The organism is Bradyrhizobium sp. CCBAU 65884 (genome assembly GCF_028128835.1).
Lineage (GTDB): Bacteria > Pseudomonadota > Alphaproteobacteria > Rhizobiales > Xanthobacteraceae > Bradyrhizobium > Bradyrhizobium ottawaense.
Genome location: NZ_LBJU01000091.1, coordinates 1 through 21,380, shown reverse-complemented (window position 1 = coordinate 21,380; position 21,380 = coordinate 1). Strand labels below are relative to the sequence as shown.

The window sequence follows — 21,380 nt, the reverse complement described above, 5'->3', positions numbered from 1 at the left end:
CGGCAACCCGGATAGATCCGCAAATCGGCCGAATTTCTCGCGATTTCGCCCCTTGCTTAACCAGTCGGCCGGCGCCGGATCAGGAATTTCTGCATCCCCTCCAGCACCAGCTCCTTGCGCTGGTTGAACACGGTGCTGCGAAGCGTCACCGCGCCGGTGGTGCGGCCCGGCACGAGCTCGGTGACTTCGAGCGCGGGGTAGATGGTGTCATCGGCAAACACGGGCTTGAGGAACCGGCTCGACTGCTCGAGGAAGCCCACCAGGGACTCCTCGACCATGAACGGAAACAGGCCGGCGCCCGGCGCGGTGTGGATCAGCGTCTGGAAACCGTGGGCGAGCAGATGCGGCATGCCGCGGCTGCGGCAATATTCCACGTCATAGTGCACAGGATGGGTGTCGCCGCTCGCAGTCTGGAACGCGGCGAATATCGCCGAGGTCTGGGTCCGGCTCGGCAGCACGAAGCGTTCGCCGATGACGAAATCCTCAAACCAGCGTTGCGTGGGGATCATGCGATGCTGGGTCGGATCGAAGTCGGGCATGTCCCTGCTCTCTGTTCGTGGTCGGCCTATCGCTACCGCGACGCGAAGAGTGCGACAATCCGTTCAATTCGCCGGATGCGGGCTTGTCCCTGTGGCTCATGCCATTACAACGGCGCTCGATGCCCCTGTTCAAGAACCTCTCCGCCTATGACGATCGCTCCGCGCGCCTCGCCGGCATTGGGCTGATGGTGCTGTCGATCTTCATGTTCTCGTTCGGCGACGCCATGGGCAAGTTCCTGGTCGGGACTTATTCGGTGGGGCAGCTCTTGTTCCTGCGCGCCTGCGCGGCGCTGCTGCTGCTCGCACCGCTGATCTGGCGGCAGCGCCACGATTTCGTCCGCCTTGAGCGGCCGTGGCTGCAGCTGTTTCGCGTCGTGCTGTCGACGCTCGAGGTCGCCGCCTTCTTCCTCGCCACCGTCTATCTGCCGCTCGCCGACGTCATCACCTATTATCTTGCCGGTCCCATCTTCGTCACCGCGATGTCGGCGATCTTCTTAGGAGAGAAGGTCGGCTGGCGGCGCTGGACCGCGATCCTGATCGGCTTTTGCGGCGTCCTGATCGCGCTGCGGCCGTCGGCGCAGACCGTCAGCCTGCCGGCGCTGATCGCGCTCGGCGGCAGCCTGTCGTTTGCGACCTTGATGCTGATCACGCGCAGCCTGCGCAAGACGCCCGACATCGTGATGGCATCCTCGCAATTCGTCGGCACGTTTTCGCTGGGCGCGGTGCTGTCGGCGTTTCACTGGGTGCCGCCGACGCCGAGCAGCCTCGTGATCTTCGCGCTGGCCGGATGCGTCTCGGTCACCGCGCTGTTCTGCGTCAACCGCTCGCTCAAGCTGGCGCCGGCCAGCGTCGTGGTGCCCTATCAATATTCCATGATCGTCTGGGCCGTGATCTTCGGCTTCGTTGTGTTCGGCGACGTCCCATCAATGGCCACGCTCATCGGCGCCGCGATCATCATCGGGGCGGGGTTCTATATTTATCTGCGCGAGCGCGATTTGGGGCGCGCAAGTGAAGAGATCAATCCGCCGGCGTAGCCCCACCCACGCTGTCGTCCCGGACAAGCGCGCCTCAAGCGCGCGTAGATCCGGGACCCATACCCACAGGGAAGTGTTTTGCGAAGGCTCGGAGTGGGCGCTTCGCCCCACACTCCTCCCTGTGGTTATGGGTCCCCGCCTTCGCGGGGACGACAGCGGTGATTGAGGACGCGCCCGCGCCCTACCTCACCCGTCTTGCACTGCTCCAGCTCTTCAGCGACGCCCACACGCCGCGCGAGAGGCGGAAGCAGTCGACCGGCGTCGAGGAGCCCAGCGCGAGGAAACGGTGCAGCTGCACGCCGCTCCACTGGAAGCCGCACTTCTCCAGCACGTTGCGCGAGGCCGGATTGGTGACGCGCGCGCCGGCATAGAGGTGCTCGTCCTCGAACTCCTCGAAGAAGAAGTCGATCGCGCCGCGGGCGGCCTCGGTGGCAAAACCCTGGCCCCAGTGCTCGACGCCGAGCCAATAGCCGAGCTCGGCATTGCCGGGCGTGGAGCAGTCGATGCCGACCATGCCGACCGGCCCGGTGTCGTGCTCGATCAGGAACACGGTCTCGCTGCCGAGCGCGGCGGTGGCGCGAACGAAGGCGACGGCGTCGTCCTGCGAATAGGGATGCGGGAGGCGGCGGGTGTTTTCGGCGACACGGCGGTCGTTGGCGAGCCAGGCGATGGTCCTGACATCGGCGAGGGTCGGCCGCCGCAAGGTCAGCCGTTCGGTGGCGACGACACCAGGTCTCGCCTCAGCCAAGGTCGCGCTCGAGAAATCCTGCAACATGTCCGGCTCCGTGAAAGTCACTAAGTCAAAGTGAGCAAGTCAAAAGAAAAGGGGAGGCCGGTTTCCCGCCTCCCCCTTGGAGCCTTCGATCTCTTGTGATCTCTGGACTCCGCCGGTTTGGTAGGACCGGCGGACTCCAATTTGATCCACCGTCTATTCAGCCGCCTCTGCGAGCGGGAGCACCGATACGAAGGTGCGGCCGTTGGCTTTGGCCTGGAACGTGACGCGACCCTCGATCTTGGCGAACAGAGTGTGGTCCGTGCCCATGCCGACATTAAGGCCCGGGTGCCAGGTGGTGCCGCGCTGACGCGCAATGATGTTGCCGGGAATCACAACTTCCCCGCCGAACGCCTTAATGCCGAGGCGCTTACCCTTGGAATCGCGACCGTTGCGCGATGAACCGCCTGCTTTTTTGTGAGCCATGGCTCGTCTCCGAAATCCTGCGTATTTCTAGATCAATTCCTTGACGGAATCATTTCAAAATTTCTCACGCATCAATTCGTGAATTGGCGTGATCGATTTCGCGTTACTCGGCGGCTTCCGCTGCCGGCTCCTTCGGCACCTTCTCCCGCTTCGGACGCGGGCCCTTGGTGGGCTTGGCGCCATCGGTCAGGATCTCGGAGATGCGGAGCACCGTGATCTCGTCGCGATAGCCGCGCTTGCGGCGCGAATTCTTGCGGCGGCGCTTCTTGAACGCGATGACCTTGGGGCCGCGCTTGTGGTCGAGCACCTCGACCGCAACGGACGCGCCTGCGACCGTCGGAATACCCAGCACCGGCGTGTCGCCGCCGACCACCAGAACTTCATTCAGCTGAATGATCGAGCCGACTTCGCCTTCGATCTTGCCTACTTCGAGAACATCATCCGGCACGACGCGGTATTGCTTGCCGCCGGTTTTGATGACTGCGAACATCGTTTTTTTCTCCGTGTTCAATCCCGGCCTCGCGACGGATATCGTCGGGGTCGGCTTTTTGTCAGTCGCTATGGGTTTATGCGAGTTTTGTGCGGGCGGGAGTTATCCCTTTGAAAACCCACGCAAAAACAAGCGGCGCGAGAAACGCCCCGCGCCGGTTGTGGGACTTATAGCCGCCGGCCGAGAAGAGTCAAGGAAAAGCGGGCGAAAAGCGCCCGGATTTGAAGGATTTGGCCCGGCTTGCGGTCTTCAGCCGAATCTCGACCGGCTTTGCAACAAACCGGTTCCCTCGCAGTTAGTCCGCCGGAACAAGTAAGCGGGCAAGGGCTCCCATGGCAACGGACGAACTGGTCAAGGCGACGGGCATCGCCCATCACGGCGCGGAGCGGCTGCCGTCGGTGGAGATCGACAGCTTCAACATCGAGATGAAGGACGAGGACGGCTTTCTCGGCGATCGCGCCAGCAAGGGCGCCTTCCGCGACATCCTCGACCGCTGGCGCAAGCCGCTGCGCAAGACCGGGGAGGACCCGTTCGGCAAGGAACCGTCGGAGGAGATCAGCAAGAAGACGCTGGATGCCATCCTGGTCGGCGACGACACCGAGGCCTCCGCGGTCGTGCACAGCGCGATCGAGGATTTCGCCCAGGAGCTCGCTTACGTCACCCGGCGTTTCCTCAAGACCAAGGCCTGGGCCAAGACCGAGCGCATCGTGGTCGGCGGCGGCTTCCGCGATTCCCGGCTCGGCGAGCTCGCGATCGCGCGCACCGAGATCATCCTGAAATCCGAGGACTTCAAGATCGACATGATGCCGATCCGCCATCACCCGGATGAAGCCGGCCTGATCGGCGCGCTGCATCTGGCGCCGTCCTGGATCTTCGAGGCCCATGACAGCATTTTGGCCGTCGACATCGGCGGCACCAATATCCGCTGTGGCCTGGTCGAAACCGCTTGGAAAAAGGCAAAAGACCTGTCGAAGGCCAAGGTCGTGAAATCCGAGCTGTGGCGTCACGCCGACGATGAGCCGACGCGCGAAGGCGCGGTCAAGCGGCTCACCAAGATGCTGAAGGGGCTGATCACGGAAGCCGAGAACGAAGGCTTCAAGCTCGCGCCTTTCATCGGCATCGCCTGTCCCGGCGTGATCAAGGACGACGGCTCGATCGAGAAGGGTGCGCAGAACCTGCCGGGCAATTGGGAGAGCAGCAAGTTCAACCTGCCGGCGAGCCTGATCGAGGGCATCCCCGAGATCGGCGAGCACGACACCGCGATCCTGATGCACAATGACGGCGTGGTTCAGGGCCTCTCCGAGGTGCCGTTCATGCAGGACGTCGAGCGCTGGGGCGTGCTCACCATCGGCACGGGCCTTGGCAATGCGCGCTTCACCAACCGCCGCAAGGACAGCGGAAAGGACCGGGACACTACGGAGAACGGCAAGAAAAAGGCCAAGGAAAACAACAAGGACAGCGCCAAAAGCGACAAGGAGTAACCTTGACTGGTTAGGTTAAGGACCGGATTGCGTTGCGGCGCCGGGGCCGCACGCTAGGGTCGAACGGTCGCCTCACCCTGGCCGGCGAAGCCGCCCTTCCCAGCCAGTATTTCAATGAGCGGCACGGGACCGCCAGTGTTTACCGCGTCTGGCGGTCCCACCCCGTTTTTTACCAAACCCGTGATTCGGGACCCGCGCGCGGTTTCAGCCGGCGCGTCGGCTGACCGGCGGCCGTATTTCCGCAAAGTGCCGCCGAAATCCGCAAGTCAGCCCCGCCACCGCCGCGACATCGTGGGGTCCGGCCGGAAAACCGGTCTGATTTTCGCCCCGCGCGCCTTGTCTGGCCCGCCATCCTCGCCTATTAACGCCCCCAACCACAGGGGCCCTGCTCCTACCATGGCGCCTTCAGGAGAGGTGGCAGAGTGGTTGAATGCACCGCACTCGAAATGCGGCATAGGTGCAAGCCTATCGGGGGTTCGAATCCCTCCCTCTCCGCCAATTTGCGCCCGACCTCCATCAATCTGTGAGCGCGAGCAGTAAAGTATCCAGTGATGGCGATGAAGATCGGACCGCAGCCCGCGAAATGGCTGCACAAAAAAGCCAAGCAAGGGATGCGTGGCTATCCGGTCGGTACGCTTGCCTTCTATGGTCCCGACAATCAACGGGCCTCGAAGGTTGCGGTGTCGGTGATCCGGTATGAAGGAGCTGAGCCCGATCTGCGTCGCTGGTTTTCGGAAACCGGCGACGTGCGAACCGATCCGATAATTCTCTCGGAGATCGCTGCGCATCTGCGTCAAAGCTCCGTGCACTCGGTGGCGATGGTGGACGGAATCATTGGATGTCCGCACGAAGAAGGCGTTGATTATCCGATGGGCGAGCCTTGCCCAAGGTGTTCCTTCTGGAGGGGACGAGATCGCTGGACAGGCGAGTTGGATCCCGGCTGAATATTTCTCGCGCAGGCTCCAGGGCGGTATTCTGGCGGTCGCGCATGCGATCCGCGAACGCAGCCTCACCGGTTGACCTGCTACGCAGCAACCGACACCCCGATGTCCCCACCAAAGCGGTGCCAGCTTGAACCCACCACCCGCACGACCCGACCTAGCAATGCCCCGCCATCATGCGGGACCGAGGTAACCTCACCCCAATGTTCGAAAAGACCTACCGCGACCGCCTCGACGCTGATCTTGCGCAATGGGAAGCCGAGGGCGTGATCGCGCCGGCGGCGGCTGCCGCGATCCGCAATGCGCTGCCGCCGCTGCCTGCGGGCATCAACATCGCCGTGGTCGTCGGCATCGTCGGCGGTCTGTTGATCGCGGCCGCATTCCTTGCCTTCGTCGCGGCGCACTGGACCGAGATCGCGCGGCTGTTGCGGTTCGCGATCCTGCTCGCCGGCATGATCGCTACCTCTGGCCTCGGGGCCTGGTTCGCGGCGAGCGGCCGCAATGTTCTCGCCGATCTCTGCGCCAGCGTCGGCGCGATCATCTTTGGCGCGGGCATCGCGCTGGTCGGCCAGATGTATCATCTCGGCGACGACTTTGCCGGCGGCATGCTGCTGTGGTCGATCGGCGCGTTCGCCGCGGCGCTGCTGACCGGCTCGCGCGGTGCGCTCGCGGTCGGCCTCGTCGCCGCCGGCATCTGGACCTGCATGCGGATCTACGACGCGCCCGACGTCCTGCATCTTCCGTTCGTGGCGGTCTGGCTGATCGCAGCAAGCCTCGCCTTCGCCTGGAATTCGCGCGCCGCCGCCCATCTCGTCGCGCTCGCGGTGCTGCCGTGGTGGATCGCGACGTCGCTCCGCTTCGAGTTCGACGGCGCCCAGCCGTCCTTCGTGCTCGCCAACGGCGCCGCCCTGCTGTTCGGCGCCGGGCTCGCGCTCGCAGCCTGGCCCTCGCCGAGGGCGCTCCGGCTCGGGACCGTCCTGTCGATCTACGGGGCGTTCTCGCTCGCCGCTGTCGCTGTCCTGGAGGTGACGACGGTCGACGACTTCATTCGCTTCCGGACCGGCACGGCGTCCGGCCAGCCGCTGTGGGCGATCCTGTGCGGGGCCGCAGGGGTGATCCTCGCCCTCGTCTCCGCCACGTTCACGAAGCGTGCGGGTGAGATCCTCGGCGCCTGCGCGACCGGGCTGGTGTTGCTCGCCGCGCCGATCTGGCCGGTCTCCACGGCCGGCGAGCCCTGGCTCGCTTATGCCGCGCTGTTGTGCGCCATGCTGTGCCTCGTCGTGTCAGGCGTGCTCGATGACGTGCGTCCGCGCATCGTCGCCGGCTGGCTCGGGATCGCCGGCGTCATCGCCGGCATCACCTGGGCGGTGAAGGGCTCGCTGCTGCGTCGCTCGGCGTTCCTTGCGGCGGCCGGCATCGTCACTGTCGTCTTTGCAACGGCGCTCAATCGCGCGCTGCCGAGGGCTGCGCGATGAACAGGTTGGTCACGTCCGTTTCCGAGTTCTGGCAGCGCATCCCGAAAGCCCTGCTGTTCGCAGCCGCCGTCCTGCTGCAATGCGTTCTGCTGGTGCTGATGGTCGCCGACCGCATGCAGATTTTGCGCGAGGGCACCGAGGTCACTCTGCAGACGCAGCCGGTCGATCCGCGCGATCTCCTGCGCGGCGACTATGTCGTGCTGCGCTACGACATCTCGCAACTGCCGGCAGGTGCGCTCGCCGGCAAGCCGGCCGACGCGCGCAATCCCGCCGTGTTCGTCAAGCTCGCGCCCAACGCCGATGGCGTCTACGCCGCCGTTTCGGCGCATGCCGAGCCCGTGCCGGTCTCGGCGCCCGAGGTGCTGATCCGCGGCAGGGTCAGCCATTCCTGCGGATCCAACGTCCGCACCTTCTGCGACAGGCTGACGATCAAATACGGTCTCGAAAGCTATTTCGTGCCCGAAGGCGAGGGCGGCAAGCTCGAGCAGGCCCGCAACCAGCAGAAGCTGCGGATCGTTGCCGCCGTGCTCCCCTCAGGCCGCGCCGCCATCAAGCGGCTGCTGCTCGACGGCGAGCCGGTCTATGAGGAGCCGCTGTATTAAGTTGCTTCGTGTGCGCCATGACAATGCTTGAAGCGCTTTCCTGAATTGCATGGGCAAAGGTCGTTGCGTCGCAAGCCTGCAAGCTCCCCCGACGTCCCTGGTTCACCGGGACTCTTCAGGAGTGGCGTTGATGATGCGTCCGGACCGGCGGCCGCCAATTCCGGGCTCGGTGCGTTTCGACGATTCAGCAGCCACCCGGCCAATATTCCGGTCACCACGAACCCGCCCAGCAGCCGCCATTCCCATCTTGATGTCGTTAGCCTCCTTGCGCTCCTTCTCCTCGGACTCCCTCGCCGCTTGTAAGCGTTGCTCTTCCCGTTCCACATACCACTTTGCAGCGGCTTGAAGCGCCGTCGGCGGAACCGTCCAGCTCACCGATGATTTTTCCGGTCTTGAAAGAACGATCGCCCGCGACAGCAGTGCCATTTGCGACGGCGACTTGCTTTCAGAACTGACTCTGTTCGCCGTCAAACGCGATGCGAGCCCGAGCGAAACCCCACCACAGACCGATGACACCAGCGTCAGACGACGATTGCCCTTCGCTTCTTCGAGGGTTTCCCAGCGCCCCAGGCCTGGAAGCGAATCCGGCAATGCAACGTGATCGATCTCATGAGCGTCGATCAGTCGCGTGAGATCATACGCGTAGAGGTTCCGCTCCTTCAGGATATGTGCAATCGCGAAATGCCGGTAGATATTGTACATGTCGCGCCAGATCGGCTCGGCACGAATTGTCTCCTCCATGCGAGCGGTCCAATCACAGGCGAACTCCCTTGCGATGGGATCTTCGTTCCCGCTCTTGGCCCCTGCATCTGCGTCGGCATCCGCGTCGCTGAGGATCACCTGGGCCGACTGCAGGAACGCTGTTTCATAATCGTGCGCATATTCGAACTTGCCGGGTTCAAACCAGAACCGGCGCCGGCTGCTCCAATCGCCCGTGGACGTGCCAGCCCGAAGCATCTGCCGCGACTGGTTGAGCCGGCGCGTGAACGTCCCGGGCAAGGGCGGATCAACCGGCAGTTGAAGCGTGCCCTGCGAAACCTGCTTCATGCGATAATCGGCTTCGACGAGCACCTTCGTCACGCGGGAATGCCTGGGCAGGGCGTCCACGCGAACCATTTGCGGCTGTTGCGAGCACATGCGCAGGTATTGTTGCTTCGCGGCCGCGTCGCGCCCGGCAATCTGGTCGAGACCGGGCGTTTGGCTTCTGTCCGGGTCCAGAGAGATTCCCGGCTCGATCTTCCCGTATTTTCTGTCGGCCGATCTGATCGCGACGATGAGATCGTCGAGATAGAGATCCGGTTGGCCCCTCTCGGCAACTCCGCAAAGCAGGATATCGTTGTCGTCGTCCCGGCAGACAGCGTCGATGCGGGTCAATCCGGTCAGCCGCTTTGGTCCGCCCGACTTCGCCCGCTTCAAGGCTTCGCGCAGCGAAACCGCGACGTCCGCCCGCATGTCCGTGATCGCCGTCGCGGGGGGAGCCTTGCAGGCGCTGTCAGCCGCCACCGCAGCCAGGGGCTGTTGCGCGACGAGCGCGCTGACGCCCGACGCCAGGAAGCCGCGCCGATTGACAAGCACTCTGTGCATCATGGAGGTCTATTTCCCCGCTTCGAGAAATTTCGAGGTTAAGTATCCGGCTTCTTCAAATTGAGAACCTTGCGCCTGAGCTCGCCCAGGTCGCTTTCCTTCCCCGTCGGAGCCGCTCCGATGTGCACGCCGCCGACAGGTGCCGCGGATGGCGAATGAGTTGGACTGCTGACGTTTGATCCGGATGGCTTTGAGCCGATTTCGGGTGAATTCGAGCCTGATCCAGCTCGCTCGCCGGCGCCGCTGACGCCCGACTCTCTGGTGGGGAAGGAATTTCCGCTTGGGGAGGAATTTGGTCTCCGGGCGCTGGGGGCCACTCGTCCGCCGCCGTCACCTGAAACGTCCGAGTCCAGCGGCGTGCGCTGATTTCGCCAGCGCTGAAGCTCCTGCAACTCGCGAGCGACGGCGGCTGCGCCGTTCAACCGCATCCGCTCCTCCTGGGGACTCTCGTAGTCTGGCCGGGTCGTGAGGTTTTCTCTCAACGAAGCCCTGTCAATGCATTGTCCGGCATCATAGGCAGTTCGAGCGACGTCCTGCTTGAGACTGTCGCACTCCATGCATTTTTTATACAGACCCTGCAATTCGACGGAGATGTAGCTGCAGTTCCACCCGGGACCGTGCTTCTTCTGCAGGGTCTCGGCCTGGGCCGGAAAATTGCAGGCTCCAACAGCTGCAATTGCCGCGAGAATGAAGTAGCGCATGAATGTCATTCAGCTAATGATGTGACCGGATCGACGGCCGGCAAAACAATTTTCACTCGCAGCTTAAACCAGCAGAACTATGCTGCAACTTCTTTCCGTCCAATTAGTATCGGCCTTGCACAGTTTGGCTAATTCCGTTGTTGCGACGGGTATCAGGCGCCATGGTTTCGGGCGTGTTTTTTCAATGCTCGCCGCAGCACGTCCCACACGCGGGGATCGTTCATTTGCGCCACGTTGAAGCGCATGAAGTGCTGGGCCGTTTGCGATACGCTGAAAACGTTGCCCGGCGCCAGCACGACATCCTCCTCCAGCGCCGCGCGCGCGACCTGCGCGGCGTCCTGTCCGCCCGTAAGGCGGCACCAGAGGAAGAATCCGCCGCGCGGCATCAGCCATGGCTCCAGCCCCAACGCCTGAAGTTTTCGCGCGACGTCGCGGCGCGTGCGCGTCAGCTTTTGCCGGAGCTCGTCCATGTGCTTGCGATAGCCGCCGCCGGCCAGCACCTTCGCGATGATTTCCGTCGCGACCGGGCTCGGGCCACCAAAGCTGGTTGCGACCTGGAGGTCGACGAGATACTCGATCCAGTCGGCGCGCGCGGCGATGTAGCCTGAGCGTACCGAGGCCGACAGCGTCTTGGAGAAGCTGCCGATGCGGATCACGCGGGTGAGCCCGTCGAGCGCCGCTAGGCGCGGCGAGCGCTCCGGCTCGAAATCGCCAAAGATGTCATCCTCGATGATGGTGAGGTCGTGCGCGGCGGCCACGGTCAGAAGCCGGTGCGCGGTTGCAAGCGACATCGTCGCGCCGGTCGGATTGTGCAGGGCCGAATTGGTGACGTAGAGCCTGGGACGTTCGGCACCGAGGATCTGCTCGAAGCGGGTGACATCAGGGCCCGACGGCGTATAGGGCACGCCGACGATCCTGGCCTGATGCGCCCGCAGCAGCGCGCGGAAATTGAAATAGCAGGGATCGTCGACCAGCACCGTGTCGCCGGGACGGAGCAGGAAGCGGCAGACGAGGTCGGCGCCTTGCGTGCCCGAGCCCGTCAGCATGAGCTGATCGACCGACGCGGGAATCGAATCCTCGGCAAGGCGCGCGAGCAGCAGCCGGCGCAGCGAAAGGCCGCCGCGCGTGCTGCCATAGTCCGTCAAGAGATCCGCATCGGTCCGCGCGAGGGCACGGACGGCGCGGCGCAAGGCCGCTTCCGGCATCCACTCCGCCGGCAGCCAGCCGCAGCCGGGCTTCGACACGGCGGCGTCGGCATCGAGCGATTGCCTGGAGACCCAGAACGGATCGACCTCCCGGTCGCGCCGCGGCCCGGCCTCGGTCAGCGCAAGCGGCGGCATGATGGTCGGCGAGACATAGAAGCCGGAGCCGCGACGGGCGCGGATCAGGCCTTCGGCCGCGAGGCGATCATAGGCTTCGACGACGGTCGACGGCGACACGCCCATCGTGGCGGCCAGGCTGCGGACCGATGGCAGGCGGTCGCCGGCACTGAGCGCGCGGCCGGCGACCTTGGCGCGGATCGCGCTCATCACGTCAATGGTCCGCGTGCCGCCGCGCCCCTTCGATGACGCTCCGATGTCCAAGGTGTATCACCTTCCATATCCATACAGTTCTGCCGGATTGTACTGGATTGTGACTGGCCGTGCCACCGCCGGCAGCCGAGTATCGCGGCTCGGGAAAGGCGGAACGGACATGCAATCTGCGGGAAGCGGCTGGGGCAACGGCCTGCTCGGCGTCATCATCTTCAGCGGCTCGCTGCCGGCGACGCGCGTCGCGGTCGGCGGCTTCTCCGCGCTGTTCCTGACATCGGCCCGCGCGGTCATCGCGGCGCTGATCGGTGTGGCCGTGCTCGGCGTGCTGCGGCAGGCCCGGCCGCAGCGGGGGGATTTCGCCTCTCTCACCATCGTCGCCATCGGCGTCGTGGTCGGCTTCCCGCTGCTGACGGCGCTCGCGCTCCAGCACATCACCTCGGCCCGTTCGATCGTCTTCATCGGCTTGTTGCCGCTCTCCACCGCGGTCTTCGCCGTGCTGCGCGGCGGCGAGCGGCCGCAGCCCTTGTTCTGGCTGTTCGCGATCCTCGGCAGTGCCACGGTGGCCGGCTTTGCCTTGTCGAACGGCGGTTCGGCCTCGCTCACCGGCGATCTCCTGATGGTGGTCGCGATCGTGCTGTGCGGCCTCGGCTATGCCGAAGGCGCCGCATTGTCGCGCCGGCTCGGCGGCTGGCAGGTGATCTCCTGGGCGCTCCTGCTCGCGCTGCCGCTGATGGTGCCGGTCGCGGTTCTGACCTGGCCGGCGAGCTGGAGCGGCGTCAGCGTGCCCGCCTGGATCGGGCTCGCTTACGTCTCGATCTTCAGCATGTTCGTCGGCTTCATCTTCTGGTACCGCGGCCTTGCGATCGGCGGCATTGCGCGTGTCGGCCAGTTGCAGCAGCTCCAGCCGTTCTTCGGTCTCGCGCTCGCCGGCCTGCTGCTGCACGAGCCCGTCGCCTGGAGCATGATCGTCGCGACCGTCCTCGTGGTCGCCTGCGTGTTCTTCGCGCGGCGGTTTGCGTGAGGCTTGTGCCTCACGCCTGCCCCATCACCGTCTTCGTCAGCGCGCCCTTTGCAAACTTCTTCAGCGGCATCGGCTTGCCGAACAGGAAGCCCTGCACGAGATCGAAGCCGAGCTCGTTGGCGGCGACGAGGTCGGCGCGGCTTTCGACCCCCTGGGCCACGCTGCGCGCGCCAAAGCCCTGCGCGAGCTCGACGATGTGACGGCACACCGTGCGCTTCAACCGGTCACTGCCGCTGCCGGTGACGAATTGCCGGTCGGCCTTCAGCTTGACGAAGGGGACTTTGTCCCGCTCCATCAGCGCCGGCCAGTTGGCGCCGAGATTGTCGATCGACAGGCCGATATTGTGTAGCCCGACCTCGCGCGCGACCTCGGTCAGGTGATCGAGATCGCGGATTGCCTCCTCGCTGTCGATCTCGACCGTCAGCCCGCCGAAGGCCGGATGCGTCGGCACGCGGCGGCAGAGATCGCGCACCGCCTGCGGCTCCTTCAGATAGGACGCGGGCAGGTTGATCGAGAGATCGACCGGGGTCTGCTGCTCCAGCAGATAATGCCAGTCCCGTATAGCGCGCTCGATCACGAATTCGGAGAGGTCGCGCAGATGCGGATCGCGCTCTTCGGGAATGAAGTAAGCCGGCGGCACCACGCCCCAGGTCGGATGCCGCATCCGTACCAGCGCCTCGGCGCCGCTGCGAATCAGCGTGCGTGCGTCGATCTTGGGCTGGTACCAGAGCTCGAGCCAGCCGGCATGAAGGGCCTCGCCGACATGCACGGCGGGACTCGGCGCGGGCTCTTCCGGCAGCAGCATGGCGATGCGCTCGCGCAGCGTTTCCGCCGCAAAGGGCGTGGTCAATGGCGGCAGCATGGCAAGGCCATATTCCTCGCCGACCTGCCGCACGGCCTTGACGATGATCGACTCGCGGGCGCCGACGGCGAGAACCTTGCCGGCGAATGCCTCGCGCACCAGTATTTCGAGGAATCTCCCCGGCTCGATGCCGTCGGCGGCGACGCCGAGCAGGATCAGGTCCGGCAATTCGGTGGCGAGCACGGTTTGCAGCTCGTCCGAGCTGGCGCATTCGCTGGTGACGAAGCCGAGATCCTCCAGCACCTCGCTGAGGAAGGCGCGCAGATGCCGCTTGCTATCGGCCACGCAGGCGCGCGGCGTTACCTTTCGTCGTCCGAAGGTCACAGGCCTTCGTCCGACGAGTTCAACCATCCCATCGTTCATCAACACCACTCCCGTTCCGTGACGGTTTCTTAAACGCCGAGCGTGGGTTCAAATAAGGAGAGCTTCACATCGTTCTTGAATTATCTGAGTAACGTTAAGCCCTGCAATTCGAGCTAATTTGTCGACAGACTCTTCGCAAAGAACTCGCATACCCGAGCACCACGCGCGCAACGCCTGCCAGCGCACGCGAAATGTCTCTCGCGCGATCTGAGCTGCGTCCTGTTCGCCGACGGATGGAAGCGAGCGACGCAGATGTGTGCCCTTTCGAAGCAACGACGCGACCAGCGGAGATTAATTTCCGGCGTTTCTTCGGGGTGTGCGCCCGCTCGTGCGCGACGAAGACGGTGAACAGGACCGCGTCGTCCGCGGTGGGCGGGCTGCGTTGCGGCGGTCGCTCTCCCCGATGGCTTTGGGTGGATTGGGAGCGTGCGGCGGCGACGTTCGGAGGATTGCATTCGCGCGATGCGCGCAAGTTTCGCTTTCGCTCGTGACGGTTCTGCGACACCGCGTCCGGGCCCACGGCTGCAAATGTGAAGTGCATCACACGCGCATTGCTGCACCTGCGCTATTGCTCCGCACAGCCGGTGGTGGGCTGTCGAGGATTTACGACAATGACGATGCGGCGAATGATGTATTGGTGGTTCAGGGTCGTGATGTCAGGGCGATTTCTCGATCGCTTCCTGTGCCTGCCGCGTGCGCATTAAAGCGCGATGCGATCATCGCGCTTTGGGTTATTGTTCAAGCATGATCTTTTCGGAAAACCGCTGCGCACTTTTCCGGATCATGCTTTAGACACCTCGCGCGATATCAGGTCTGCCCGATCAATTTGCGAAACGCCGCCGCGCCGTCCTGCACCACGTCGCGGCCCTTCCAGGCCAGATAGGTCAGCTTGCCGCCGAGCGTGTCGTGGCTGCGCAGCCGGCGCGAGCCGAGAATGTGGCCGACATTGGACGGGAAGCGGCTCACCTCGGCCGACACCAGTGCCGCGATCGCGTCCATCAATTGCTGGAGCCGGATTCCCCATTCGCAACCCTCGATGCCGTCGATGCGCACCTTGAGTGCATATTCGGTGTCGTAGATCTCGGCGAGCAGGTCGCGGGCGACCAGCACCCGGTTGTGCCGGAGTGCGATCCGAAGCGCGAGGCGCTTGTCGTCGAGCCGGTCGAGTACCATGGGAATGACGCAGGCATAGGGCGTCGCGGCGACATCGGTGACGCTCTTGCTCGCAGCGGCCTTGGTGGCGAGACGCGCCAATTGCCAGGGCATCGTCAGGCGCCTCGCCACCAGCGCCAGCGCGAAGGGCAGCGCATCGGGATGAGACTTCTTGAAGGCGTCGAGCTGTGCGGTGATCTGGGCAACCCGGCCGTCGTCGAATTTCACGATCTTCTCAGGCAGCTTTTCGTTGAACTTCGGCAGCGCATTGCCCGCACGCAGCACGTGCTGCATCTTCCTGACGTCGTCGAAGGCGGTGCGTGAGGCCGTGTATTGCGCGAGTTTGCCGCGCGCGAATTCGGTGCTCTCGGCCGAGGCGAAGGTGCTCTCGAGGACCTTCACGACCTTGGTCTGGAAGGTCGAGGCGACCTTCAGGACTTCCTTCGGGTTGTTGGCGGCGACCTGGTCGTTGATCGCCTTGATGTAGTCGCGTGCCATGGTCGGCAGCAGGTCGCGGCAGATCCACTCCCAGATCGGGGTGAGGGTGTTGCGCGAGATCCGTCCCATATTGGCGTGCTCGGGCGCGCCGTCGATCAGGAGCAACTCGAGCGGCGCGAAGAAATAGCGCGACGGGCTGGTGGCGCGCGCCTGGGTCGATCCGTCCTTGCGAAACTCGGCGCGCAAGCGCGACTGGATGTCGGACGAGCCGGGCATGTCGATGCCGCACAGCTCGAGCCGTTCGAGTTCGCTGAGCAAACAGCTGCGCGACAGCGGCGTCAGCCTCTGCAGGAATTCCGACAGCCGATCGATGTCGTTCATGGCACGCAATCTTTCGCAGCGTTTCCCGCGGGCGTGCGGGCCCAATGCGTGGAGGCATTTGCGCGCTCTCTACTTCCCCTCAGAGAAGCAAGTCGCCGTTAATTAATCCGTAAAACCCGGGGGGCGGCGTCGGGCCAAAGCAGCGGTTAAGGATGATTTCGTCCGTCTGCCCAAGTTTTGGGCGAAAAACTCAACCCTGGCGTGGGCCGGCGCCGCCAAACGCAAGCACAAATTGTGCCGGCGACACCACTTTAACGCAAAACCGACAAAATCACCGTAGTCTTACGGAGCAAAAAGTTAACCACAGACCGCCCCCGGTTCCGCTAAACGAGTGACATGGGGTCACAGAATGATACGGCCACCGATTCGCGGCCGTCGGAATGGTACGAAAGCAGCGCTGCTCCAACTGAAGAGCTCGATTTCGTCCGCCTGAGCGCCGCCCGGGCCAAGGCCGCCGACGAAATGGCTGCTGCCATCGCCCGCGAGCTCAACGGCCCCCTGACTGCCCTGCTGCTCTACATGGGCGAGATCAAGCATCACAGCGATCAACTCGCGCCTGTGACCGGCGACCGCGCCTATTTGCAGCGCGTGGTCGAGAACGCGCTGGCACAAACCGAGCGCGTTTGCGGCCTGGTCAAGCAGCTTGCCGGTCCTCACAAGGGTGGCTTGTCGATCCCCTCCAGCGCCGAGGACGCGGAATCGAAGGCCGTCCGCGCCCAGCAGGCCCAGCGCGTGCCGAGCGCCGAACTCCTCAGCCTGTCGGGTCAGAAGCGGCTGACCAAGCGCGAGCGCGAGGTGCTGAGGCTGATCAGCGAAGGTTATTCGAACAAGCAGGGTGCGCTTCGAATGCAGATCAGCCCGCGCACGTTCGAGAGCCATCGCGCCGAGGCGATGCGCAAGCTCGGTGCGCGCAACACCGCGGATCTCGTCCGCGCGGCGCTGCTGCACTCGATCGACTGAGGCTGGTGTGTTGCAGCGCCGGCGGGCGATGCGGACAAGGCCCCGAGAGATCTTCCGGGACGTCTGAAAAACCCGATCGCGCTCAGAAATAATCTTCGGCGAAGGGACGCGCGCGCGAGACGGGACGCAGCGGCTTGATCTCTTCCTTCGGTCCGTTCGGGATGATCGTGATGGTCCAGCGGGGCGGCATGCTCGATTCATGCTCCAGCACCGAACGCACGAAGCCGGTCACCGTGGACTCGCCAGCCCTCACCGTCGCCATGCGGCCGTTGAACTGAGCAATACGGAAGCGGCGAACCTCTTTCTGGTCCGCGGTCTCGTAGGTGAACATGGAAACCCTCCTGGTTTCCGGCGACTATCGCCACCTATGATTAGCCATCTCTAAAAATCCCAAGCCGTAGAAGTACGGCGGGAATGCACGCGCGTGTGGTTAGCCCTGCGGCTCCTGCGCGCGCGCGGCGGCGTAGGCGGCGTCCATCAGGTCCAGGAGATCGCGGAATTCGCCATCGCCGAGCCTCTCTGCGGACTTCTCCAGTCGCAGCGCCAGCGCCGCGAGCCTGACATAGCCGAACGTTCCGGCCGCGCTCTTCAGCGAATGCGCTTCGCGCGCGATCCTGGCGTGATGCTGCGGCGGCGGGAGCGTGCGAAACAATTGCAGGCGCGCGGAAGTCTCGCTCCAGAATACATCGCGCACTTCGCAGGCACCGTCCTCGCCGATCTCGCGCACCAGCGCTTCGTAAGCGCGCGGCTCGCGGGCAGGCTCGGCATCGAGCGCCTTCTGCGCGGGCGCGACGGTGACTTCAAACATGGGCCTGCTGCCTTGATCACGGGTCATTTGTCGCGCGGCACGTCCCGGCGCGAGGAATGCCCCGTGTCTACGGCATTCGAATTTCAGTTCCGGTAGCAGGACACTAGGTGTTTGCAGGCCGGCATTAGCAGGCAGTTTACCATGCGCGTGCGGCGGTCAGCGCGCGCCGAGCAGCCGGTCGTACTGGGCCTTCACGGTGGCGTAGCATTCGCATGCCGTCTGGCGCAGGCCGTCGAGGTTGGTGATCTGGATGTGCCCGCGGCTGTAATGGATGAAATTGGCTTGTTGCAGGGTGTTGGCGACCAGCGACACGCTGTTGCGCCGTGCGCCGATCATCTGCGCCATGGCCTCCTGGGTCAGCAGCAGCCGGTAGTCGCCCGAGAGGTCATGCGTGTGCAACAGGCAGCGCGACAGCCGCGACTCCACCGGATGGGCGGCATTGCAGCCTGCCGTCTGCTGGACCTGGGCGTAGACCGCGAGCCCGTGGCGCGTCAGCAACGTGCGCAGGGTGCTGCTCTGATCGGCGGCGATCCGCAGCCGGTCGAGATCCATCACCGACGCGACGCCCGGAACCAGCACGATGGCGGTGTTCAGCGCGGACGCATCGCCCATGGTCGAGAGCGTCCCGAGCAGGCTGTCTCGGCCGATCATGGCGACTTGCACATGCTCGCCCTTGGCGAGTTTCACCACCAGCGAAATGACGCCGCGGTGGGGAAAATACGCGCGCTTCAGCGCCTCGCCGGTCTCGACCAGCACTGCGTCATGGGGCAGGTCGACTGTTCGCAGGTGCGGGCGGATCGATTCATAGTCGTCTGCCGACAGTGCGGACAGGAAACCGTTGGCTGAGCGCACCATCGTTTCCAAAAGCTGCCTCCCGTTCCCGCGCCATCGAATCGCGATAGACGAAATCACGCCCGGCGGCGGGTAAGTTCCATCATGTTCACGCCGGGATATATTGGCAATTGGGACAAGTTGTCCGACCACGGCAGCGGTCCTGCCACGCTGCGTGCATGCCGGCATACAGTCGATTGTGCCGAGCTGTCGTCACGGCACGGTTCCTACCAGGCGGAGGTGGTGGGCTTTCACGGCCGAATAGCAGTCGCAGGACGTCCTCTCCAGCGCCCGCAGATCGAGGATTTCAATCTGGCCGCGGCTGTAGTGAATGATGCCGGCCCGCTGCAGCGCATGCGCGACCAGCGAGACGGCATTGCGCCGTACGCCCAACATCTGCGCCAGCGCCTCCTGGGTCAGCGGCAGGATTTCACTGTCCGAGAGATCGCGGGCACGCAGGAGCCAGCGCGCGAGGCGCGCCTCGACCGGGTGCAGCGTATTGCAGAGCAGCGACTGCTGCGCATGCGCGAGCAAGGCCTGCTCAATGGCGGACCATCAGCTGGCGAAACGGCGCGCTTGCGGCAGCGACCGTACGGAAAGCTGCGATTTCCAGCACGGAAGCGGTCCCTGGGAACAGCACGACCGCGTCTGTCGGCGCGATGCCGCCGGCAAGCGCCGCGCCGCCACCGACGACACTGTCGCGGCCCAGCATCGCCACCTCGATCATCTGTCCTTCGGACAGGCCCACCGTGATCGAAACGGATCCGCCATGCGGGAAGTAGACATATCTCAGCGCAGCACCCGCCTCGCACAAGACAGATTTCCTGACCATTTCGACTGTGGCGAGATGCGGACGCAGCAGATCGAGATCTGCCGCGTCGAGCATTTGCAGTAATTGGTTGGACGGGCGGCCGCTCGCAATCATTGAAGGTCAATCCGGCGTGTTCGATGTACGATCGGTGTAAGGCCCGCTCGTCATCCAGTTGCGCGGTGACAAAAACATATTGTAAAGGTTGTGGGGCTGTCCATATACCCGTTAGAGGGCAGACAGGCTGCGGCATTTGCGGCGGAAATAAGAATGGCGCGCTGATTCGCTCATGAGCCTGTGCGCCGGTCCTGCGGGGGCTGCGCAGGAAAAAGCTGCAAGGGGGCTTTCATGAGCCGGAAGCATTGCATCCGCGCTGCGATCAGAGGCCGGTCGACCCAGCATTTACAGCCATCCAATATTGCCATGAAGCCTGGCGTCGCGTGGCCGCAGATTTCGCGTCCATCTTCCCCGTGTCGCCAATGACATTCGCGACCGTCCATTTTTTCGATTGAAAGCAAAGGAGAACGGCGTGCCCCACGGTTCAATTATTGAATCGCCAAAACGGGAAACTCAAATGGGGACAGAAGGTCTGCGCCATATTCTCGTTGTCGACGACGACCCGATGGTCTGCATGGCCATCGAGGTCTATCTCCAGCGCAACAATTTTCGGGTAACGATTGCCGAAGGAGGTGAAGCCGGACTGCGCGCGCTCGAACACCAGCAATTCGATCTGATGATCATCGATATCTTTATGCCGCACATGCGCGGCTTCGAATCGATCCGGCTCTTTCACGAGCGGGCGCCGGTCATTCCGCTGATCGCGATGTCCGGCTACGCCTTTGCAAATCTGAATTCGCCTGCACCCGATTTCCTCCGGATGGCGCTCGAGCTCGGTGCCGCACGCTGTCTGCGCAAGCCGTTCACGCCGCACGCGCTGCTCGCCGCCATCAACGATTGCCTGGCGGAGCACCGTCCCGACGGCGACATCGCCTCGGCCGCGCGATTGGGTTAGCGCGGCGCGGGCGGCTATGGCCACGGGGTAACGGTTCGTTTACCGCGTCCGCGGACCACGCAGATCGCGCCGCCAATGCGAACTGAGGGGCGCGACTGCGCCTCTGGTTGCGGACGGCGCGGTTCGATGTCCCGCAGGCCGCCCCTATCGTCCTTCATGAGCAGGATTTTCCGGCGCGCTTCGCCCGCTGTTATCGGCCCGTTTACCTCACGCGTCCCCACCGTCGCGGCGCGGAGCCGGTTTTGCCGAAAGGCGCAGCCGCATGCGGGCGAACCGCAAACTTCTCTTCAATATCCGTATTAGGACGGAGGATGAAATTAACGGGACTGTGAAAAGGGATGTCTAACGATCGAGAATAGGGCTTCCGTCCGTGCCAAAGGTGGCGCAGGCGCCGAAGTCCAGGGGTCAGGTCAGTAAGGCGTAGCTCATGGATGATCTGTTGCGGGAGTTTTTGACGGAGACCAGCGAGAGCCTGGACACCGTCGACAACCAGTTGGTGAAGTTCGAACAGGAGCCGAACAACGCCAAGATCCTGGATAACATCTTCCGCCTGGTCCACACCATCAAGGGCACCTGCGGCTTCCTCGGATTGCCGCGGCTGGAAGCGCTGGCGCATGCCGGCGAGACGTTGATGGGCAAATTCCGTGACGGCATGCCGGTGACCGGGCAGGCGGTGACGGTGATCCTGTCCTCGATCGACCGCATCAAGGAAATCCTCGCCGGCCTCGAGGCGACCGAAGCCGAGCCCGAGGGGACCGACCGCGATCTCATCGACAAGCTGGAAGCGATGGTCGAGCAGGGCATGGCGGCAATGGCCGCGGGCGCTGCCGCCGCTCCCGTTGCCGAGGCTCCGCCGCTGGTGCCGGAAGCTCCGGCCGCCGCTGAGCCGGCAAACCTGACCTCGGGCACGCTGATCGACCAGACCCTGGAGCGCCCGCTGCGTCCGGGCGAAGTCTCGCTCGACGAGCTCGAGCGCGCCTTCCGCGAGACCGCGATCGAAGCGCCGACGCCCGCCCCCGTCGCCAAGGCTGAAGCCAAGGCCGAGCCCGCGCCGGCCGCTGAAGCGCCCGCGCCCGTTGCCAAGGAAGTCGCAAAGCCCGCCAAGGAGAAGGCCGCGCCGAAGAAGTCGATGGCCGACGAGGGCGCCAGCGAAGGCGACCGCATCGC

Annotated in this window: 22 protein-coding genes, 1 tRNA gene and 1 pseudogene; 10 read left to right on the top strand and 14 right to left on the bottom strand. The window is 64.2% G+C overall.

The window, feature by feature from the left end; genetic code table 11:
• Window positions 1-56: 56 nt before the first annotated feature.
• Complete coding sequence (locus tag XI03_RS06825) at window positions 57-539, bottom strand: MaoC family dehydratase (RefSeq protein ID WP_271591685.1); 483 nt, start codon at window positions 537-539, stop codon at window positions 57-59.
• A gap of 119 nt (window positions 540-658) precedes the next feature.
• Here XI03_RS06825 and XI03_RS06820 point away from each other — a divergent pair, with 119 nt between their 5' ends.
• Window positions 659-1,573 (top strand): DMT family transporter, encoded by a 915-nt coding sequence (locus XI03_RS06820; protein ID WP_028139189.1) that lies wholly within the window; start codon window positions 659-661, stop codon window positions 1,571-1,573.
• Between the two features lie 181 nt (window positions 1,574-1,754).
• Here XI03_RS06820 and XI03_RS06815 read toward each other — a convergent pair whose 3' ends face one another.
• From XI03_RS06815 to rplU, 3 genes are all read right to left on the bottom strand, one after another.
• Window positions 1,755-2,348, bottom strand: coding sequence for a GNAT family N-acetyltransferase (locus tag XI03_RS06815; RefSeq protein WP_161966314.1), 594 nt, complete (start codon window positions 2,346-2,348; stop codon window positions 1,755-1,757).
• Window positions 2,349-2,501: 153 nt separating this feature from the next.
• Window positions 2,502-2,771 (bottom strand): 50S ribosomal protein L27, encoded by a 270-nt coding sequence (gene rpmA / locus XI03_RS06810; RefSeq protein ID WP_008137923.1) that lies wholly within the window; start codon window positions 2,769-2,771, stop codon window positions 2,502-2,504.
• A 103-nt stretch (window positions 2,772-2,874) separates the two neighbouring features.
• Window positions 2,875-3,261: a 50S ribosomal protein L21 gene (gene rplU / locus XI03_RS06805; RefSeq protein WP_271591684.1), complete on the bottom strand. Its 387-nt coding sequence runs from the start codon at window positions 3,259-3,261 to the stop codon at window positions 2,875-2,877.
• A gap of 332 nt (window positions 3,262-3,593) precedes the next feature.
• On the opposite strand from rplU, the gene XI03_RS06800 reads away from it, so the two are divergent.
• The 5 genes from XI03_RS06800 to XI03_RS06780 all read left to right on the top strand — a co-directional run bounded on the left by XI03_RS06800 (window position 3,594) and on the right by XI03_RS06780 (window position 7,760).
• Complete coding sequence (locus tag XI03_RS06800) at window positions 3,594-4,742, top strand: ROK family protein (RefSeq protein ID WP_028139186.1); 1,149 nt, start codon at window positions 3,594-3,596, stop codon at window positions 4,740-4,742.
• 408 nt (window positions 4,743-5,150) lie between these two features.
• Window positions 5,151-5,240, top strand: a tRNA-Ser gene (locus XI03_RS06795).
• A gap of 53 nt (window positions 5,241-5,293) precedes the next feature.
• Window positions 5,294-5,686, top strand: coding sequence for a hypothetical protein (locus XI03_RS06790; protein WP_240536464.1), 393 nt, complete (start codon window positions 5,294-5,296; stop codon window positions 5,684-5,686).
• A 200-nt stretch (window positions 5,687-5,886) separates the two neighbouring features.
• Window positions 5,887-7,158: a DUF2157 domain-containing protein gene (locus XI03_RS06785; protein ID WP_271591683.1), complete on the top strand. Its 1,272-nt coding sequence runs from the start codon at window positions 5,887-5,889 to the stop codon at window positions 7,156-7,158.
• A complete protein-coding gene (locus XI03_RS06780) occupies window positions 7,155-7,760 on the top strand; it encodes a GDYXXLXY domain-containing protein (RefSeq protein WP_271591682.1) in 606 nt (201 codons plus the stop codon). Before XI03_RS06785 ends, XI03_RS06780 begins: the two co-directional genes overlap by 4 nt.
• Here the strand turns inward: XI03_RS06780 and XI03_RS06775 are convergent.
• The 4 genes from XI03_RS06775 to XI03_RS06760 all read right to left on the bottom strand — a co-directional run bounded on the left by XI03_RS06775 (window position 7,757) and on the right by XI03_RS06760 (window position 11,574).
• Entirely contained in the window at window positions 7,757-7,834 is a 78-nt protein-coding gene (locus XI03_RS06775; protein WP_271591695.1) for an SEC-C metal-binding domain-containing protein, read from the bottom strand. The genes XI03_RS06780 and XI03_RS06775 overlap by 4 nt on opposite strands.
• Window positions 7,835-7,862: 28 nt before the next feature.
• Window positions 7,863-9,347, bottom strand: a complete 1,485-nt coding sequence (locus XI03_RS06770; RefSeq protein ID WP_271591681.1) for a DUF1598 domain-containing protein — start codon at window positions 9,345-9,347, stop codon at window positions 7,863-7,865.
• Between the two features lie 35 nt (window positions 9,348-9,382).
• Window positions 9,383-10,045 (bottom strand): hypothetical protein, encoded by a 663-nt coding sequence (locus tag XI03_RS06765; RefSeq protein ID WP_131233037.1) that lies wholly within the window; start codon window positions 10,043-10,045, stop codon window positions 9,383-9,385.
• Window positions 10,046-10,197: 152 nt separating this feature from the next.
• Window positions 10,198-11,574, bottom strand: coding sequence for an aminotransferase-like domain-containing protein (locus XI03_RS06760; protein ID WP_442869700.1), 1,377 nt, complete (start codon window positions 11,572-11,574; stop codon window positions 10,198-10,200).
• A gap of 163 nt (window positions 11,575-11,737) precedes the next feature.
• On the opposite strand from XI03_RS06760, the gene XI03_RS06755 reads away from it, so the two are divergent.
• Entirely contained in the window at window positions 11,738-12,598 is an 861-nt protein-coding gene (locus XI03_RS06755) for a DMT family transporter (protein ID WP_271591679.1), read from the top strand.
• 10 nt (window positions 12,599-12,608) lie between these two features.
• Here the strand turns inward: XI03_RS06755 and XI03_RS06750 are convergent, their stop codons facing one another.
• Window positions 12,609-13,823, bottom strand: coding sequence for an EAL domain-containing response regulator (locus tag XI03_RS06750; protein ID WP_271591678.1), 1,215 nt, complete (start codon window positions 13,821-13,823; stop codon window positions 12,609-12,611).
• Between the two features lie 807 nt (window positions 13,824-14,630).
• Window positions 14,631-15,794 (bottom strand): hypothetical protein, encoded by a 1,164-nt coding sequence (locus XI03_RS06745; RefSeq protein WP_212477672.1) that lies wholly within the window; start codon window positions 15,792-15,794, stop codon window positions 14,631-14,633.
• Between the two features lie 336 nt (window positions 15,795-16,130).
• On the opposite strand from XI03_RS06745, the gene XI03_RS06740 reads away from it, so the two are divergent.
• Complete coding sequence (locus XI03_RS06740) at window positions 16,131-16,754, top strand: helix-turn-helix domain-containing protein (protein ID WP_028139177.1); 624 nt, start codon at window positions 16,131-16,133, stop codon at window positions 16,752-16,754.
• A gap of 82 nt (window positions 16,755-16,836) precedes the next feature.
• On the opposite strand, the gene XI03_RS06735 is transcribed toward XI03_RS06740, so the two are convergent.
• The 4 genes and pseudogenes from XI03_RS06735 to XI03_RS06720 all read right to left on the bottom strand — a co-directional run bounded on the left by XI03_RS06735 (window position 16,837) and on the right by XI03_RS06720 (window position 19,318).
• Window positions 16,837-17,085 (bottom strand): hypothetical protein, encoded by a 249-nt coding sequence (locus XI03_RS06735; protein WP_038949373.1) that lies wholly within the window; start codon window positions 17,083-17,085, stop codon window positions 16,837-16,839.
• 99 nt (window positions 17,086-17,184) lie between these two features.
• Complete coding sequence (locus XI03_RS06730) at window positions 17,185-17,562, bottom strand: Hpt domain-containing protein (RefSeq protein ID WP_271591677.1); 378 nt, start codon at window positions 17,560-17,562, stop codon at window positions 17,185-17,187.
• 156 nt (window positions 17,563-17,718) lie between these two features.
• Window positions 17,719-18,417 carry a Crp/Fnr family transcriptional regulator gene (locus tag XI03_RS06725; protein WP_038949375.1) on the bottom strand — a complete coding sequence of 233 codons (699 nt, stop codon included), beginning with the start codon at window positions 18,415-18,417 and terminating at the stop codon, window positions 17,719-17,721.
• A gap of 189 nt (window positions 18,418-18,606) precedes the next feature.
• Window positions 18,607-19,318 (bottom strand): annotated as a pseudogene (locus tag XI03_RS06720) (Crp/Fnr family transcriptional regulator).
• A gap of 412 nt (window positions 19,319-19,730) precedes the next feature.
• Between XI03_RS06720 and XI03_RS06715 the strand changes: the two are divergent.
• Together XI03_RS06715 and XI03_RS06710 are read left to right on the top strand one after the other, a co-directional pair.
• Complete coding sequence (locus XI03_RS06715) at window positions 19,731-20,213, top strand: response regulator (protein ID WP_038949377.1); 483 nt, start codon at window positions 19,731-19,733, stop codon at window positions 20,211-20,213.
• Between the two features lie 427 nt (window positions 20,214-20,640).
• On the top strand, window positions 20,641-21,380 hold a 740-nt coding region (locus tag XI03_RS06710; protein ID WP_271591676.1), incomplete at its 3' end, for an Hpt domain-containing protein.